Genomic DNA, 16,902 nt, shown 5'->3' with positions numbered 1-16,902 from the left:
TTCTCCCATCCAGTGTACCATGCGCACGCTCTCCACAGCGCATCAACTGCTGCATACTGGTACACTGCAAGAGAGAAGCATCGTTCATGCCTATGCCTCGACCAACAAAAATGAAACGCGCGCGCACCACCACGTGGGTTCACGTGAACGATGTCTCGCTCCGACAATGTCTCGTGCTGCGGGAACGATTCCCCATGCTCGATGAGCGCGACCTCCGAGACGTACTGCCGCCACAGCAGCGGCCGAAGTACGTCGAGCGCGACGACTACCGCTTCATCGTCCTCCTCCTCCCGTGGTTTGACCGCGAGCGCCGTGCGCTCACCGTCGAGGAGGTGGATATCTTCCTCCTCCCGCAGACGGTCATCACCATGCACAGCGGCCACATCCCCGTGTTCGGCGAACTCCAGGCGCACGTCGTGCGGAAGGATGGTACCGTGACGCTTCCGGAGAGCTCGGATGTCATGCTCGAACTCCTCGAGCGGCTCCTCGACTACTGTGCGCCGATCCTCGTCCACCTCCAGAGTGACATTGACGAGCAGGAGGGGCGGGTCTCCGAGCACTTCCATGAACGCGAGATCTCAAAGACCGCCATCCTCCGCCGCAACGTCGTGTCCTTCAATCGAGCGTTCACGCCAGATGTCCGCGTCATCGAGCATCTCTGCGCCGCGTTCGGGAGCACGAACCGCCGAGACCTCCGCGAGCGCGCCGAACGCGTCGCGGATAAAACGATTGAGATCATGGCGCTCCTCGCCGACTTCTCCATCGCCATTGGTCACATCCATGAGACACAGCAGGCACTCGTCACACACCGCACGAACCGCGTGACGACGGCGCTCACGGTCATTGCCGTCCTCACATTCCCGATCTCCATGCTCGCGTCCATCTTCAGCATCGGCGCGGGTGGGACGCCGTTCGTGGATCGTCCGGAGGGATTCTGGATCATCGCGAGCGGCCTCGCCACGATCGGCGTGGTGATGTTCGCGTTCTTCAAGTTCCGCCGGTGGTTCTAGCGCGATGTTGGCATCGTGTTCCCCTTCTCCACCGCCCGAACTTTCGGGCCGTTTTTTGTATCCTCGAGCGTGTAGCCGAGTGCCTCCATTTGCGACCGGAGCCGATCCGCGCGCGCCCAGTCCTTCTCGATGCGCGCGGTTTCGCGTGCAGTGACGAGCGCCATGACTTCCTCGGGAACGACGAGCTGCTTCCCGATAACCTCCGAGAGTCCCAACCCGAGTACCGCATCGGCATAGGCAAGGCACGCGCTCGTAGCCGTTTTGTCGCGTCCAGATTTTGCGACCTCCCAAGTCAATGCGAGCGCGTGCGGGGTGTCGAGGTCATCGTTGACTGCGGTGAGAAACGCATCCGACCACTTGCGCACCTTCGCGTTGAGCTGCGCGTTCACCCGCGCCGGCGGTTTGGGCAGATCGCGGCAGATCGCACGGAGGTGATCGAGCGAATGCTGCGCGCCCGTGAGCGCCTCCATCGTAAAGTTGAGCGGGGACCGGTAGTGTGCACCGAGGACGAGGACGCGGAGCGCGAGCGGCTCGATGCCATGCGCGATGAGCTCATCCACCGTGATGAGGTTGCCCTCGGATTTCCCCATGCGGCCGCCGTTGACCGTGAGGAACGCGCTGTGGAGCCAGAACGCCGCGAGGGGCTTCCCATACGCCGCGACGGATTGCGCGATCTCGTTCGTGTGGTGCACGGCGACGTGGTCAATGCCGCCCGTGTGGATATCGAACGGCTGTCCGAGGAGCGCGCGGCTCATGACCGAGCACTCGATGTGCCAACCCGGAAATCCCCTCCCCCAGGGACTTTCCCACTCCTGCTGACGCTTGATGCCAGGAGCAGTGAGCTTCCAGAGCGCGAAGTCATGCGGTGAGCGTTTCTCCCCCACCGCCACGCGCGCGCCGGCCTGATCGCCGGCGAGTGCCTTCTCCAGACCAAACGCTTGACCGTATGCATCAAATTTCGACGTGTCAAAGTACACGCCGTCTGCGGTCGTGTAGGTGTAGCCGCGCTGCTCCAATCGCTCCACGAGCGCGATCATCTCCGTGATGTACTCCGTCGCGCGCGGCAACGCATCCGGCATGAGAATGTTGAGGCGCGTGAGGTCGCGGAGGAACGCCTGGGTGTAAAAATCCGCGAGCTCCGCGGCGGTCTTCTCCTGCTGCGCCGCCGCGCGCTCGAGCTTGTCCTCTCCCGCATCCGCATCGTCGGTAAGGTGCCCCACGTCCGTAATGTTCATGACGTGCTTCACGCGATACCCGTTGAGGAGAAGCACCCGCCGGAGGACATCGGCAAAAAGGTACGCGCGCATGTTCCCGATGTGCGCGGGGGCGTACACCGTCGGCCCGCAGCTGTACATGCGAACACTCCGACCGCGGAGCGGCCGGAATGGCTCAATCTGCTTCGTGAGGGTATTGGAGAGGGAGAGCATATCAAAGGGAAGCCCATGAAGAGCACACGTGACAGTGTACTGATGCGCGGGAACTTCCGTGTTTCATAAAAAATGCAAGCACCAAACCAACGCTATACTGCTTCGGTCTCAAGGGACCACGCGGGCACAGATGGCGTATACAGCAAACTGTGTACTTGATACGGTCCGATTGGAAGCACCGCAGGACCACGTTGTTTCGGATACGCTCGCCGATGCGTTCGTCCATGTTGGATCCTGCGGACCCATGCTGGAGAACGTGAATCCAGAACTACCGCTGCTCGGACTAAACATACATCCGCCACCGAGGAGCTTCTTTCCGGACGGACAGCTCGCGACGCAATTCATGAGCTGATTCGATCCAATCGTGCACGGCGCGCTCCTCACGATTTCATATCCGATACTCGAAGTCCCAACAACGCTGAGATTGCCCTCGATACGCGCATTACCAGGAGTGAGCACTCCGCCCACGAGCGTCTTGCCAACGTGGAGCAACTCCTGCGGAGGACTCGTGGCGGTGAACGCACCGACGCCGAGCCGCTGTTGCCCTCCCGTCGCCACATTGGCAATTCCAAAGAGAAGCCCACCGCCACCGCCCGCACCGTCCTGCACTTGAAACCAAAACTCGCCGTACTCATTGATGTAATGGCGAACGATGTCAGCGCCGCTGAGCACGCGGAAGACCTCGGGACTGCCGGTAGAGTTATTATCCTCATCGAGCTGAATATGCACATCAGCGGTGGAGGCGACTGTGAAGACATCTGCATCCCCGAGCACGGTGGCACTCCCGCCTGGCGTGGCGGGCATGATCTCCACCGCATCCGCCGCGCGGAGCCGCTTGTTGAAGGAGTAGCTGTTCCGTCCGGTCTCGAAGAACGTCGTCGTGGCATCGGCACCAATGGAGAGTTTGCTCGCAGCGTTCGGATGGAGGATGTCCAGCGTCGGCAGACCGCCCCCACTCACGCCAACGCCAAGTCGAACGTGCTGATCCAGCGGTTGGTTGGTCGTTGCGCCGAGTCCCACCGTGCCGCTTTCGTCAATGCGAAACACGGTCGCGTTTGCTCCGTTGTTCACGCGAAACTCCTCTGTCCCCACGGACACATCCGCATCAATCTTCACCTGGACATCGCCTTGCGCATCAATGTAGAAATCGTCCACATACGCGTCGAGGTTCGCCTGCGTACCCGTACCGAAAAGCTTGATGCCCTCCGCACCAACGTCCCCAAAAACGCCGAGGCGGATTCCATCCGTGGGTGGAGAACCTCCGATCCCGACACTCCCCGTCGTCCCGCTGATCTTGAGCCGCGATGTACCAGCGGTCTGGAGGTCGAGATCACTCACGACACCGTCTACCATCCCGGAGCTCAACGTTCCCGGCTGCACCTCGATGCCCTTATTGAACCAGTGCAGTGGCGTGCTCGTGGTGTAGTGGGCCGCTTGCGCATTCGTGGGGCCGATCGTGAGCTCGCCTTGCGCTGTCCTGATATGGAGTGCACCGGCAGGACCGCTCCCGCGAAGATCGCCGGCATCCCCCACGAGGAACACCATGTTGCCCGCGCTGTCGTTCACGATGAACGGTGCCGTCACCTCACCACCTCCGCCGAGATTGTCCCAGCTCGCCTGACAGACACCCTGGATGCAAAGCTCGGTCGCGCTGAGCTTTCCGCCGACGAGCACGCGATGCGTCGCGTCCGGAACCGCACCGATACCGACGTTGCCGGTGTCATGCTCGATGCGCAATCGCGGCGTCCATGTTGTCCACGGCGATAATCCGGAACCCGTGGTCAACTGGAGACCGCCGACTCCGCGCATCTCACCGTAGAACGTCCCATCGTGGCCACTCAGGAGTTCCAACTCGCCCGGCCAAATCTGTACAAGCGATCCACTGGAAGGGTAGCCATCGAGAAGGCCCTTCCGCATCACACGGAATGCGCTCGCGAATGCACCAGTGAGCTGAAACTCGTTTGTGCGAATCGTGCTGTCCAGGTGGATGCTGCCGGTCTGCGGCACGGTGGTGCCGCCCTGAAGCCACACGAATCCCGGCGGATTCCCATCTGGTGCCGGTGATGTGGGCTCTACCCACTGTGCGTGCGTCGCGGACGCAAAACCCGCAACCCCGAGGACGAGGGTGCAGATGCCGATGCGGATGAGATGCTGTTGCTTGTGCATGTCGCTCCTAGTACCGCTCCTCTCGTGGTCGCTTCGCGAGTACCATGGTGAGGATAGGAAGGATGATCCAGCACGATCGCGCGATATCCGTGAGGAACACCGTGCGCGTGATCGGCGCGAACTGCTGCGTGATAACCGCGGGGAGGAACGAGAGCGTGACGGACACGAGGAGGCCGACGTGGAGGATGCTGAAGAGGAACGTCTGGACGAACGGCCCATCTGTCCCGCCGACGGCCCACGACATCGCGCTGCGCGAGAGGAGGAAGAAGATGAAGAGGAGCACGCCGAGAAACACCGTCACGCGGAACACGAACGACGATCCCACCTCCAACTGTACCGTCGTTCCGCTCATCTCGTGGAACCACGGCACGGTGTACACCACCGCGAGCGCCATGTAGATCGCAACGATAATCGCGAGGATGCGATCACGCCCGAGCGAGACACCGTAGAGCAACGAGAACACGATGAAGAACAGGATGATGAACAAATCCCACGTCGGAGACGCAAAATTGAACGCAGGGAGCCAACCGAGCATATTCCTCCTGTGTGAGTTATGCACACAGTATAGCTCGCCACACTCCATATTCCCAAATTCCCTCGTCATCTCGAGCGAGCCCATCCTCCCCTCCGTCATTTCGAGCGAAGCAAAGCGGAGTCGAGAAATCTCACACCTCCGGCACCCTCGTACCACCTTGTGAGATTTCTCCACTGCACTCGAGGACTCGTTTCGGTCGAAATGACGGAAGAGGAAGCACGCTGCGTGCATCATTCTGTATCGCGCAGCTCCTCCCATATCCTCTTCTCCGTGCGCGAGAGCTTCTCCGGAATCTTCACCTCCACCGTCACGATGTGGTCGCCGCGACCGAAGCCGCGCCTTGGAACGCCCTTCGCCTTGAGACGGAGGTGGTCGCCGGGTTGGGTGCCGGCGGGGACCTTGAGTGCCACCGTGCCATCTACCGTCACGACGTCCACGGTGTCGCCGAGTGTGGCTTGGGCTGCGGTAATGGTGACACGCGAGCGAATGGTGTCGCCGTCGCGCTCGAAGCGCGCATCCGGTTTGACGCGGAGGTGTACATAGAGATCGCCGGATGGTGCGCCGTGGCCTGTGGCCTCGCCGCCGCCGCGCACTTCGAGCACGGTGCCGTCCTCAACGCCTGCGGGAACCTCAAGCGAGACCTCGCCCTCCTTGAGCTGCGTGCCGCTTCCATGGCACGTCGCGCACTTCGTCTTGGCTACCTTGCCCGCACCCTCGCACGCCGGACACGTGCGCACCTGTTGGAATGCGCCAAAGATGGTCTGCTGCACCTGCCGCACGCGGCCCGCGCCGGAACAGCTTGAGCAACTCTCGAGGTCGGTCCCCTTCTCCGCGCCGGAACCGCTACAGGAACCACAGGCGATACGCCGCTCGAGCTTCAACGTTTTTGTCGCGCCAAACACGGCGTCGCTGAACGCGAGATCCACGCGCACCTCGAGATCACGCCCGCGACGCTGTTGGCTGCGGCCCCGCGCACCACCGAACACACCGGAGAAGAGGTCCTCAAAGTTCACGCCGGTTGCCTCGGCCCAGTTGGAGAAATCACCAAAGCCCTCAAACCCGCGGAAGCCGCCCTGCGAGCGCGCCTGCTCAAACGTGTGACCGTACTGATCGTACTGCTGCCGCTTCTCTGCATTTGAGAGTATCTGGTACGCCTCGTTGATCTCCTTGAAACGCTCAGGATCACCACCCTTGTCGGGGTGGTGCTGCTGTGCGAGCTTCCGGAACGCCCGCTTGATCTCGTCGGCGGTCGCGCCCTTCGCAACGCCAAGCGTGCTGTAGTAGTCGTTCGCCATACACCGCTCACCGTAGCATCGCTGCGCGTGTGTGGCAATGCGCTCGGAGATATTCCAAGAGAAGAGCCCTCCCGATGAAGGGAGAGCTCTCGATACTGCGTCAGGTGGTCTGCGCCTGAGGTACGCTGCGGGCGCGGTCGCCCGAAAGCTGCTCGTCGTCGCTGTCCATGCTCGCCTGGAGGCGCTGTGCGGACGCACGCAGGCGGACGAGATCGCCCCCTGCGGCACCGTCGGCCGTTGCCACCTCGCATTCGGCCTCACCCGCTGCGTGGCTGAGCGCGGTATCAATGGCGACGCGGATCTTCGCGGTTGCCTCGTAGAGGTCCACCGTGAGCTGCACGACGGCTTCGCGAACCCGCGCGGCGTGATCCTCACCGCTCGCGATGAGATCGTCCGTGTCACGCGAGAGCGCGAGGAACTGCATGCGATCGGACACGCCACCGAGACGACTCTCCAGCTCCTCGAAGCGCGCGGTCACCTTGGCCTTGAAGTCCTCGAGGATCAGACGGCACTCCTCGTTCTCCCGAAGGTACGTCGCGATGCTCTCCTGGAGCGACGCGCTCTGCTCGCGTAGGAACGGATCAAGGCTCTTGGCGAATCCGTTGCACCGCGCTTCCTTGGCCTTGCCCTGCGCGATGTTGCACAGGGTCTCTGCCATGAGCGCTCCATACGAACTCGTCCCGCCGATGAGCTGCTCACGCGATCCGACGATGAGCTGCTCGGTGAGGTACTCCCGCACGAGCGTGGCGATGTCGTCATCGGAGAGGTTCGCGTGGCGCGCCGCGAGCTTCGTACGATGGTACGCGATCGCATCTCGCTGACGAACCTCGTCAAGGTGACGATGGAGGATGCTCCGGAGGCCGAAGACAGAGGTGAAGAGTCGCCACCGAAGGTCCAGGAGGCCCAAGAAACCCACCACCGCACCACCGACCAACAGCACAAAATACATCGCGATTTCCGCGAAGCCCATTCCTGATGAACCAACGCGCCGATCCGCAGCGGCAAAGAACAGTGCGCCGACACGCACCGCCACCAACCCGCTCATCACCGCGACCGCCGACCAGACGACGCGCCGATCGAGCTGCCACTTCCGACAGGTGTCGCACTCCTCCACGAACCGCTTGCGGAACCACGCGCGCACGCGCCGCACCCCGTGCCCGATCTTGTGGCAGAGGAGTCGGAACGGCCGGTACCAGAGCCAGAGCGGCGAGAAACAGTTGGCGAAGCCGCACACGCACGATATCCAAAACGTGCTGAAGCCGTCTTCCTTCGCGAACTCGTCGGCGGTCTCTGTGTTGCGATGCAGCAGCATCCCACCGATGAACATGAGGACTAGGACCCAGAGCCCCGGCGTGACGGCTTGCATGGTGAAGAGCTTCGGCAGGAACGTGAGATACAACGTGCCGACGACCACGCCGGCCCAGGTGATCGCGGTGCTGAACACGTGATGCCACCACGTCTTGCCGTCGCGAAAACGATTCGCGGGTGTGGCCAGATTCGCGCGCAGCGAGAGCTCGTCGCATTGGGGACACGCCGACTGCGGTGGGTGGATGCGCGCCCCATCGCGCGCCTGCTTGTGCGCGAGCGCACGCGCCACGAGATCGTCAAAATCCTGTGGCACTGCGAGCACCTCGATCTCACGCTGGAGATCCTTGACATTGCCCATCGTACCTCCTCTTTCTCGCGGGGATCATACCCCGCATCTCTACGTTCTATTGGGAAACAGCTGATCGGTACAAATCCGCAAAACGGTGACGTTTTCCTACGGACTCGTACTCATTAGTAAAGCACGTTTTTGTACGATTGTCAAGGCCCGACGCTGTCATTGCGAGCCGAGTCCACGCCCCTCTGTCATTGCGAGGAGTCCGCGACGCGGCAATCCCGGTCATGCAGTGCACCCGGCTTTCACCTTGTACCAGTATGACCGGGATTGCCGCGTCACTCGTGGACTCGTTCCTCGCAATGACAGAGAGGCGCGGACTCCTCGCAATGACAAGGACCCTCGAGACATGCTCGAGGGTCCTGCAAGGACAGCGGTGCAACTCCTCACGCGGCAACGGCACCGGGGACGTGCTCGGGCTCCGTGCGCTTCTTGAGGAGCATGGCGAGGAGCGGCGGAGTGACGAGTGTGGTGACGATGACCATGATGACGACGACCGCGAACAGCGCGTCGGAAATGACACCGAGCGACTTTCCGATGTTCGCAAAGATGAGACCGACCTCGCCGCGTGGGATCATGCCGATCCCCACGAGGAGGCGATCCCCCTTGCGCACGACGAGACCCGCGACGATCTTCCCGACAATCGCCGCGACACTCACGCCTGCCGCGACAAGCACGACATGGGGATCGGCGAGCACGCCGAGGTCCACGCGCATACCGGTCATCACGAAGAAGATGGGGACGAGGAAGTGCGCGATCGGCGCCACGAGATCCTCGATGTGGCGATGTTCATGCTTCCGTGCGAGCTCCTCGAGTCCCGTACGGGACTCCGCGCTTGCGGCCCTGGGAATGAACTGCTTGAGGTCATCGAGAAACGCGCTGCTGCGGAACCGACGGAACGCCACCGGATCCAGAATGAGACCCGCCGCGAACGCTCCCACGATCGGCGCAAGACCCACGGCCTGTGCCGCAGCCGCAAATCCAAAGCAGAACGCGAGCGCGAGACCCAGCTTCATGCCAACACCGGTATGGATCTTGGAGAACAGTGTGCCGAGGGGACTCGCGAGCAACCGTCCCAACACGACGGCAACCACGAGGAACCCGAAGGCCTTGCCGATGATCACCGCGACCGCACCACCGGCGACCGCACCGGTCGCAGCGATACCGGATACTACAGCGAGGATGAGCAGACCGAGCACGTCGTCAATGACCGCGGCACCGAGGACAATCTGCGCCGCCTTCGTCTGGATGCTCCCGAGGTCCTGGAACACGCGCGCGGTGATACCCACGGAGGTTGCCGTCATCGCCGCTCCAAGAAACAAGTACGCGATATCGCTCTGTCCGGGGAACAACCACGGCCCCACCACCTTCCATCCGAGCACCATGGGGACGATCACTCCGACAATCGCCACGATGAACGCCGGAACACCTACCTTCCCGAGCTTCTTCATGTCGCTCTCCAGACCAATCTGGAAGAGCAGGATGACCACACCCAGCTCCGCGAGGAACACGAGGAGCGCGTGATTCGCAAATGCATGGAAGAAGGGAACGCCCACGAGCGCGAGGTTACCAAGCAGGAGACCGATGAGAATCTCGCCGAGCACCGCCGGCTGCCCGATGCGCTCCACGAGCGTACCGAGTTTTGCCGCGAGCAGGAGCAGCGCGATCGCACCAAACACGAACGCGTAGTTCGTGTGCTCACCACCACCGCCCACAGCTTCGCTCTCCGCGAACGCGACAATAGGCAGTGCCAATGCCAATGCAACCAGTGATCCCACGACGACACGACGTGACGCAATCATACAATCCTCCGTAAAAGAAAATGCCTCGAGAGGCATCAAGCGATCAGCGCGGGACGACCCGATCCCGCACCTCCACCCTACACGCAGAGCACGCGCGCTGTCCAGCGAATCTTGAGACCATAGAAAAAGTGCATATCTTTGTCATTTCGACGAATCCGCGAGGAGAAATCTCACATGTTTCAATATATTGAGGCGTGTGAGATTTCTCCCTTCGGTCGAAATGACGCATTTTTCTACGGTCTCGTCTTTATTTCCACGACTCGCAACCACGGAATACCCACAAACCACGAGCACCATTACCCCATGCATGGGTAATGGTGCTCCCGAGTGCCCAATTCACGACTTGGGGGAGAAATCACCGTCCTTCACGCGCTCCCCGCCAGCATCCTTTGTCTGATCTCCGCCCTGCTCCTTCTGCTGCTTCTCCTTCTCTGCCGCCTCCTTGTACATCTGCTCGCCGATCTTGGAGAGCGCGGGCTGGAGGTCGTCCATGGCCTGCTTGATCGCCGCTGCGTCCTGGCCATCCTTCACCTCGCGCACCTTGCGCGTCTTCTCCTCGATGTCGGCCTTGAGCGATGCCTCGATCTTGTCGCCGAGTTCCCGTACCGCCTTGTCCGCGGCGCTCGTTGCCACCTCCGCCTGGTTGCGGAGCTCGACGAGCTCCTTCTGCTTCTTGTCCTCCTCCGCGTGCGCTTCCGCGTCGCGCTTCATGCGCTCGATCTCCTCGTCCGAGAGCTTCGCGGATCCGCTGATCGTGATCTTCTGCTCCTTGTTCGTCGCCTTGTCCTTCGCGGACACCGTAATGATGCCGTTCGCATCAATGTCGAACGTCACCTCCACCTGCGGGAGACCACGCGGCGACGGCGGGATGCCGTCGAGCATGAAACGCCCGAGCGACTTGTTGTCCTTCGCCATGGGACGCTCGCCCTGGAGGACGTGCACCTCGACGCTCGTCTGGTTGTCCGCCGCCGTGGAGAACACCTGGGACTTGCTCGTGGGTACCGTCGTGTTGCGCGTGATGAGCGGCGTCGCCACACCACCGAGCGTCTCAATGGACAGCGTGAGCGGCGTGACGTCGAGGAGGAGGATGTCCTTCACGCTCGAGTCCTCACCGGAGAGGATGCTCGCCTGAATCGCCGCGCCCTTCGCGACGCACTCCATGGGATCTACGCCGTGCTCGATCTTCTTCCCGACAATCTCCTCAACGAGCTGCTGGACGATGGGCATGCGCGTGGGGCCACCAACGAGGATGACGCGGTTGATCGCGCTCGCGTCGAGACCCGCGTCCTTCAGCGCCTGCACCACCGGCGGACGACACTTGTCCACCGTGGGACGCACGAGCTCCTCGAGCTTCGCGCGCGTCACCTTCACGAGGAGGTGCTTGGGACCTTCCTGCGTCGCGGAGATGAACGGGAGGTTCACCTCTGTCTCCATAGTCGTGGAGAGTTCGATCTTCGCTTTCTCCGCCGCCTCGTGGAGACGTTGGAGTGCCATGGGGTCCTTGCGGAGGTCCATGCCCTCCTGCTGCTTGAATGTGTCCGCGATGAAGGTGAGGAGCGCGCTGTCCATGTCGCGTCCGCCGAGTTGCGTGTCTCCGGATGTCGAACGAACCTCAAATGTGCCCTCCTTGGTAATCTCCATGATGGTGCAATCGAGCGTTCCCCCGCCGAGATCAAAAACGAGGACGTGCTGATCCTCCTTGCGATCCTGATCCAGTCCGTACGCGAGCGCGGCGGCCGTGGGTTCGTTGATGATGCGCACGACATCGAGCCCAGCGATCTTGCCCGCATCCTTCGTCGCCTGCCGCTGGGCATCATCAAAATACGCCGGCACGGTGATGACGGCCTTTTCTACCGACTCGCCGAGGTACTGCTCGGCATCCTGCTTCATCTTCTGGAGCACGAACGCGGAGAGTTGCGGTGCCGTGTACGTCTTCTCGTCCACGGTCGCCTTCCAGTCCGTCCCCATCCGACGCTTGAACCCGTGGAACGTGCGTCCCGGGTTGGACACGGCCTGACGGCGCGCCGGTTCTCCCACGAGCTTCTGCCCGTCTTTCGTGAACGCGACGTACGACGGAAACGCCTTCCCGCCAATGGATACCCCTTCCGCCGCCGGAACGATGTTCACGGACCCACCCTGCATGACCGCCGCAGCAGAGTTGGAGGTCCCGAGATCAATACCGATGATTTTTGGCATAGTGTTGCTGCGTCATCTCGAGCGAAGCGAACAATCGCACACACCACCCGGCACCGTGCGATCACTCGCTCCGCGCGGAATGATCCGTATTTATTCTTGACGTGTTCAAAGTCATACACTACCATGAGCGTGGACATTTGACAAGTACCGACGTGTAGCGGAGGCCTTCAGGCCTCCATCCGGACGATCACGCGACGAGATCCTCCACCCGACCGATCAACGAACCAGTCAACGGATACTCGCCGTAATGTTCCACCAGCCCCGCACGAACGGGATTTTCTGCGATATACCGCGCAACGAAACGAATGTCCTCATCGCGACGCAGCACATGATCATAGTAGCTCTTCTGCCAGAGCGGTTGCCGCTCCTGCTGCTTGTAGGTGAATCCGGTACCCTGCTTGAATCGCTTCATTGCCTCAATGAGATCTGCGTCACCACTGCTCGCGACGAGCAGAAGATGAAGATGGTCTGGCATGAAGCAGTAGAGGTATACATCGAACGGCTCAAGAGCGCGCAGTGCGGTAATGCAGTATCGAGCGACTCGTGCATCACGGAATGCCGCATGTCGATCTGCGGTGCAGGTAGTGAGTGAGTACGCTCGCATGTCTCGATAGATCGTCGGTGCGAGTCGGTGAGGTTTCCGTTGAAAGGTTCTCATGACGTGATCGTGGAAACCTGAAGGTTTCCGCTACACCGTCCCATCCGATGATGATGCGTCTTTCTCTGCGGCGACGATGACTTTTGCGGGTCGGAGGCAGCGGTCGTGCATCGCGTAGCCCTGCTGGGCGACCTCGACGATCGTGCCGGGGTCGGCAGTTGCGTCTTCACGATTTCCGACGACCTCGTGAAGGAGATAGTCGGGATGTCCATCTGCGGGAACGGGTGTCACGCCGTGCGCGGCGAGAAAATCGTGGAGCTGCTTACGCACCCGCTGGAGACCGACAGACACCCCCTCCTGCTCCCCCTCAAGATGAGGGGGAGAGCCAGATGTGGCATCCACCGCATCCACAATCGGGAGGAGGTCGCGAGCGAAGTTGGCCGTTGCGAACTTCGCCTGCTCCTCGCGCGCGCGCGCGAACTCCTTGTCCTTGTTCACGAGATCCGCGAGCGCACGTTTCCACTTGCGCTCGAGATCGGCAGCGCGCTCCTCGCACGCTGCGTGTGCATCCTGTGCCTCGGTGGTGTTTGTTGGTTGATCGCTCTCCATATCCTGTTCACCATGGAGACCTGAAGGTCTCCGCTACATCGTTGCAACAGCCGCGCGCACATCGCGGAGCAAGCCGAGCTGTGCATCGTAGGCCATGCGCATGGGGCCGGTGATCCCAATTGTGATGCGGTGCCCCTCCGGGAGCTCAAGCCGACTTGCAACGGTTCCGCACTGCTCGCCGAACGGATTCTCGGTGCCGATGATGACTGTCGAATCATCCGTGAGGTGCGCGTCAATCACCGCAACGGACGCACGGAGGTCATCAATCGCCGCGGTGAACGCGCGGAGCACGGCGGGATCATGGAACTCCGGTTGCACGATGACGTACGAGAGTCCCGTCGCGTACGCATTGTCCCGACTCACGCCCACGACGACGGCCTGTCCGGCCTCGGACGCGATGGCGCGCGCGATGGCCTGTCCGGCGAGGTGGATGTCCGCCATGACCTCGGCGATGAGCCGCGCGAACTGCTCCACGCGCTGCTCCGCAACCTGACATGTGTACTGGCGAACGTGTGCGACATACACCTCATACCCCGCGGGCGTCGGGATGCGTCCCGCAGACGTATGCGGCTGCACGAGGTAGCCCTGCGCTTCGAGTACCGCGAGGTCTGCGCGGATCGTCGCCGCGCTCGCCGCGATGCCACGCCGCGCGAGTTCACCGGACGACACGGGCTCCGGCACCGCGACGTACGCTGCAATAACCTCAAAGAGGATAGCGATTTGACGATTCGTGAGCATATCCAGCTACTTTTCTACATTAGCACTCATCACCGAGGAGTGCTAATCAGATTACAACGTGTTGATACATTCCCTCGTAGGGGAGGGGTTTACCCCCTCCTGTATCGCTGGAACGCCACCATACCCGAGCATCCGCCTGCACACGGGCGGGTGTAAAACCCGCCCCTACGTTCGTTCCTGTCATTCATGAAAAAAACACTTGCCCATGCGCGCGTCGTCGGCTATACTCGATCCAACGTTGCCGATCCTTTCAACAGGAGGAACCATGGACGAGGAAACCGTTCTGCTCGCGCTGGGCTCGAACATCGAGCCGCGTCTCCAGCATTGTGCATCCGCGATGGCGATACTCGCACGACACCTGCGCATTGTTGCTGCGAGTCCGGTCTATGAGACCGAGCCGATCGGTCCCCCGCAAGCGCGCTACCTCAATGTGGTGCTCATCGCGAGGACGACGTATGCACCCCGCATGCTCCTCGCCGTCCTCAAGCGCATCGAGTGCGAGCTGGGCCGCCACGAGCGCACGCGCAATGCGCCGCGCGAGATGGACATTGACATCCTCGACTACGGACAGCGTGTCATCACAGACGATGGAGTGATCGTTCCCCATCCGCGCCTGGCACAACGCTCATTCGTGCTCGTTCCCCTTGCCGCCTGCGCGCCGGACTGGAGACATCCGGTCTGTGGCCGCACTGCACGCGAACTCCTCGACACCCGTCCACCTGCCGAGCGTGCCGGCATCCGCCGATTCCACCGGACGCTCATTATCCCCCGCTCCTAGCCGACCTCTCAGAGGTCGGCTTTCTCGTCTCTGCGGCGCACGATGGCCATCGGCGTCTGCTCTGCGGATTGGCCGAGCGGGTTGTCCTTGAACACGCGCCGGATGAAATCCCGATCCACGCCGTCCGACGCACCGAGCACGACGACACCGAGATCGTTCGCATCAATGATCGCGATGTCCACGCCGATGCGCCGCGCGAGGTGCGCAGCAACGTCATCCGGGTCCTTGGGGCCGAGCACCGCGTACGCGTTGTATGGCGGGAGCGTGTAGTCGCAGGGTCCGTCAATCGCATTCACGCTATGACCGGCGAGGCGGTAGAAGAGCCCGCGCACCCCGAACGGCCTGGTGATCGCGGACACGAACGCGGCGAGGAGGATGCGCGCAGTGCCGGCCTCGCGCAGCGCGAGCTCCATGGTCTGCGGAATCGCGAGTCCAATGCCCGCGGGATTCTTGGAGACAAACCGTACGAGCTGCGTGGCGAGCCACCGCGGTCGTATCTCGTCAATGCGGTACGCGCGGCCCTGCGTGATCGCCACGACGCGCTCGGAGATCGCGAGGGTATCATCGGGATGCAGCGCTTCGAGCGCGTACTTCCGCACGAGGGCGAAGAGGTCGTCCCCCGCCGCGATGACGCTCGTGCGCACGGGGTAGCGCGTAACGGGCACTTCCGCACCGTTGGCGTCGGACACGCGCACCGTCAGCACCTTCCCGACGTTCGCACGGAACAGCGGCTCGCGGTCGCCCGAAAAGTGCGTCCCGCGCACGGCGGCAAGCGCGTCATCGAGCAGGCGGAGCGCGTCATCTCGATCGAGTGATGCAACGACAAGGCGGCCCCAACGTCCATACCCGTAATAAGATCGCAGCGCGATGCGACGACCCACGGACGGCGTCGCGGCGATGTCGCGCGCGTTGTCGATGATGTCCGCTGCCTTCACCGCGCGCACGTGCATCGGCGCGTCGAGGAGCGCGCGTGCCTGCATCCACTTCGCATCGCGGCCCGGCACCCACGTGAGCCATCGCACCGCGCCCGCGATAGCATCGCTGAAGGACGCCGCAATCGCGTCGAGGGATACGTCACAGTCCTCCACGACATCGTGGAGGAGTGCCGCGGCAATCGCGTCAGCGTCTCGAATGCCCAGCTCCTCAACGAGCGATGCCGCAACACGCACGGGATGGACGATGTATGGCGTGCCGATGCTCCCCTTCCGCAGCTGCCCTGCGTGCGCATCGCGCGCGAACGCGAGCGCATGGCGGATGCGCTCCACCTCGCCCGCGGTAAACGACGCGATCGCCACATCGAGACGCCGCTCCTGCGCGGCCACGTCATTCCAATCGCTCCGGGTGAACGCCATATGCTACTGCACGCGCACTGCAACGAGCGCGACGACGATCGTCACCTCGTCACCAACGCTCGCGATGAACGGGAGGTCGGGGATGATGAGGTTGTAGTCGCTCCGGAGCACCGTTGCGGTCGCGGTGCCGGAGATGGTATCGGTGTCTGCCGCGGTCACCATCGCCGCGAAGGTGACGGGGCGCGTGATGTCACGAATGGTGAGCGTCCCCGGGATCTCCACGGCGTACTCCACACCCACCACGAGCGGGCCTGGGAACGAAATCGCGCCGTCCGACGTGAATGTGATGAACTCAAACGTGTCCGTATTGAGGATGACGTTCGCCATCGCGCGGTTCCGCTTGGCGTCATCGGTCTCAAGCGTGCGCGCGTTCACCGCAATGGTGCCAAGGTCGAGTGTCGTCGCGCCGCCTCCCACGGTCACCTGACCGGCAATCGCGCTCGTCTTCCCCTCGACGACAATCGCCTCCCCGCGCAACACCTCATCGAGCTGGAAGAGTGTTTGGGATTGCTCGGGGATGATGGTGTACACCTGGCCGACTCCCTCCTCTCCTCCCAACCGCGCCGCTGTTTCCGCGATGGCCTCCGACGGCACCGCCACCGGCCGCATCGCATACGTCACCCCCGCGACCGCAATAACGATGAGCGCCGCCCCGACGATGCGTGCCTTGTGCATAGTGTTCGATGCCAATCACTTTTGTGATGCTTTCACCTCTTTGTCTAGCATAGCACGCCCC

14 protein-coding genes are annotated in these 16,902 nt (G+C 62.2%); 2 read left to right on the top strand and 12 right to left on the bottom strand.

The features are described 5' to 3' along the window. Positions 1-92 precede the first annotated feature (92 nt). Positions 93-1,010 (top strand): CorA family divalent cation transporter, encoded by a 918-nt coding sequence (locus Q7S96_03670; GenBank protein ID MDO8463339.1) that lies wholly within the window; start codon positions 93-95, stop codon positions 1,008-1,010. Here the strand turns inward: Q7S96_03670 and cysS are convergent. From cysS to Q7S96_03620, 10 genes are all read right to left on the bottom strand, one after another. Next, the gene (gene cysS, locus Q7S96_03665; GenBank protein ID MDO8463338.1) at positions 1,007-2,437 is read right to left on the bottom strand and encodes a cysteine--tRNA ligase; all 1,431 of its coding nucleotides are present in this window, start codon (positions 2,435-2,437) and stop codon (positions 1,007-1,009) included. The two genes, Q7S96_03670 and cysS, sit on opposite strands and share 4 nt — an antisense overlap. Before the next feature lie 108 nt (positions 2,438-2,545). After that, positions 2,546-4,603, bottom strand: coding sequence for a hypothetical protein (locus Q7S96_03660; GenBank protein MDO8463337.1), 2,058 nt, complete (start codon positions 4,601-4,603; stop codon positions 2,546-2,548). Between the two features lie 7 nt (positions 4,604-4,610). Continuing rightward, on the bottom strand, positions 4,611-5,138 hold the full coding sequence (locus Q7S96_03655) for a hypothetical protein (protein MDO8463336.1): 528 nt from the start codon (positions 5,136-5,138) through the stop codon (positions 4,611-4,613). Positions 5,139-5,368: 230 nt separating this feature from the next. Beyond that, positions 5,369-6,433, bottom strand: a complete 1,065-nt coding sequence (gene dnaJ / locus Q7S96_03650; protein MDO8463335.1) for a molecular chaperone DnaJ — start codon at positions 6,431-6,433, stop codon at positions 5,369-5,371. A gap of 100 nt (positions 6,434-6,533) precedes the next feature. Further along, positions 6,534-8,099, bottom strand: coding sequence for a hypothetical protein (locus Q7S96_03645; GenBank protein MDO8463334.1), 1,566 nt, complete (start codon positions 8,097-8,099; stop codon positions 6,534-6,536). A 380-nt stretch (positions 8,100-8,479) separates the two neighbouring features. Continuing rightward, on the bottom strand, positions 8,480-9,895 hold the full coding sequence (locus tag Q7S96_03640; protein MDO8463333.1) for a cation:proton antiporter: 1,416 nt from the start codon (positions 9,893-9,895) through the stop codon (positions 8,480-8,482). 336 nt (positions 9,896-10,231) lie between these two features. Continuing rightward, on the bottom strand, positions 10,232-12,091 hold the full coding sequence (gene dnaK / locus Q7S96_03635) for a molecular chaperone DnaK (protein ID MDO8463332.1): 1,860 nt from the start codon (positions 12,089-12,091) through the stop codon (positions 10,232-10,234). 187 nt (positions 12,092-12,278) lie between these two features. Then, positions 12,279-12,695, bottom strand: a complete 417-nt coding sequence (locus Q7S96_03630; GenBank protein MDO8463331.1) for a transposase — start codon at positions 12,693-12,695, stop codon at positions 12,279-12,281. Between the two features lie 84 nt (positions 12,696-12,779). Continuing rightward, complete coding sequence (locus tag Q7S96_03625; GenBank protein ID MDO8463330.1) at positions 12,780-13,298, bottom strand: nucleotide exchange factor GrpE; 519 nt, start codon at positions 13,296-13,298, stop codon at positions 12,780-12,782. A gap of 33 nt (positions 13,299-13,331) precedes the next feature. Next, positions 13,332-14,036, bottom strand: a complete 705-nt coding sequence (locus tag Q7S96_03620) for a hypothetical protein (protein ID MDO8463329.1) — start codon at positions 14,034-14,036, stop codon at positions 13,332-13,334. 265 nt (positions 14,037-14,301) lie between these two features. Between Q7S96_03620 and folK the strand changes: the two genes are divergently transcribed. Further along, complete coding sequence (gene folK, locus Q7S96_03615) at positions 14,302-14,814, top strand: 2-amino-4-hydroxy-6-hydroxymethyldihydropteridine diphosphokinase (protein ID MDO8463328.1); 513 nt, start codon at positions 14,302-14,304, stop codon at positions 14,812-14,814. An 8-nt stretch (positions 14,815-14,822) separates the two neighbouring features. Here the strand turns inward: folK and Q7S96_03610 are convergent, their stop codons facing one another. Together Q7S96_03610 and Q7S96_03605 are read right to left on the bottom strand one after the other, a co-directional pair. Beyond that, complete coding sequence (locus tag Q7S96_03610; GenBank protein MDO8463327.1) at positions 14,823-16,166, bottom strand: HD domain-containing protein; 1,344 nt, start codon at positions 16,164-16,166, stop codon at positions 14,823-14,825. A 3-nt stretch (positions 16,167-16,169) separates the two neighbouring features. Then, positions 16,170-16,841: a YceI family protein gene (locus Q7S96_03605; protein ID MDO8463326.1), complete on the bottom strand. Its 672-nt coding sequence runs from the start codon at positions 16,839-16,841 to the stop codon at positions 16,170-16,172. Positions 16,842-16,902 lie beyond the last annotated feature (61 nt).

The organism is bacterium, from assembly GCA_030647005.1.
GTDB lineage: Bacteria > Patescibacteriota > Patescibacteriia > JACPHY01 > JACPHY01 > JAUSKG01.
The sequence above is the reverse complement of the archived record's forward strand: the minus strand, read 5'-3'. Positions and strand labels throughout refer to the sequence as shown.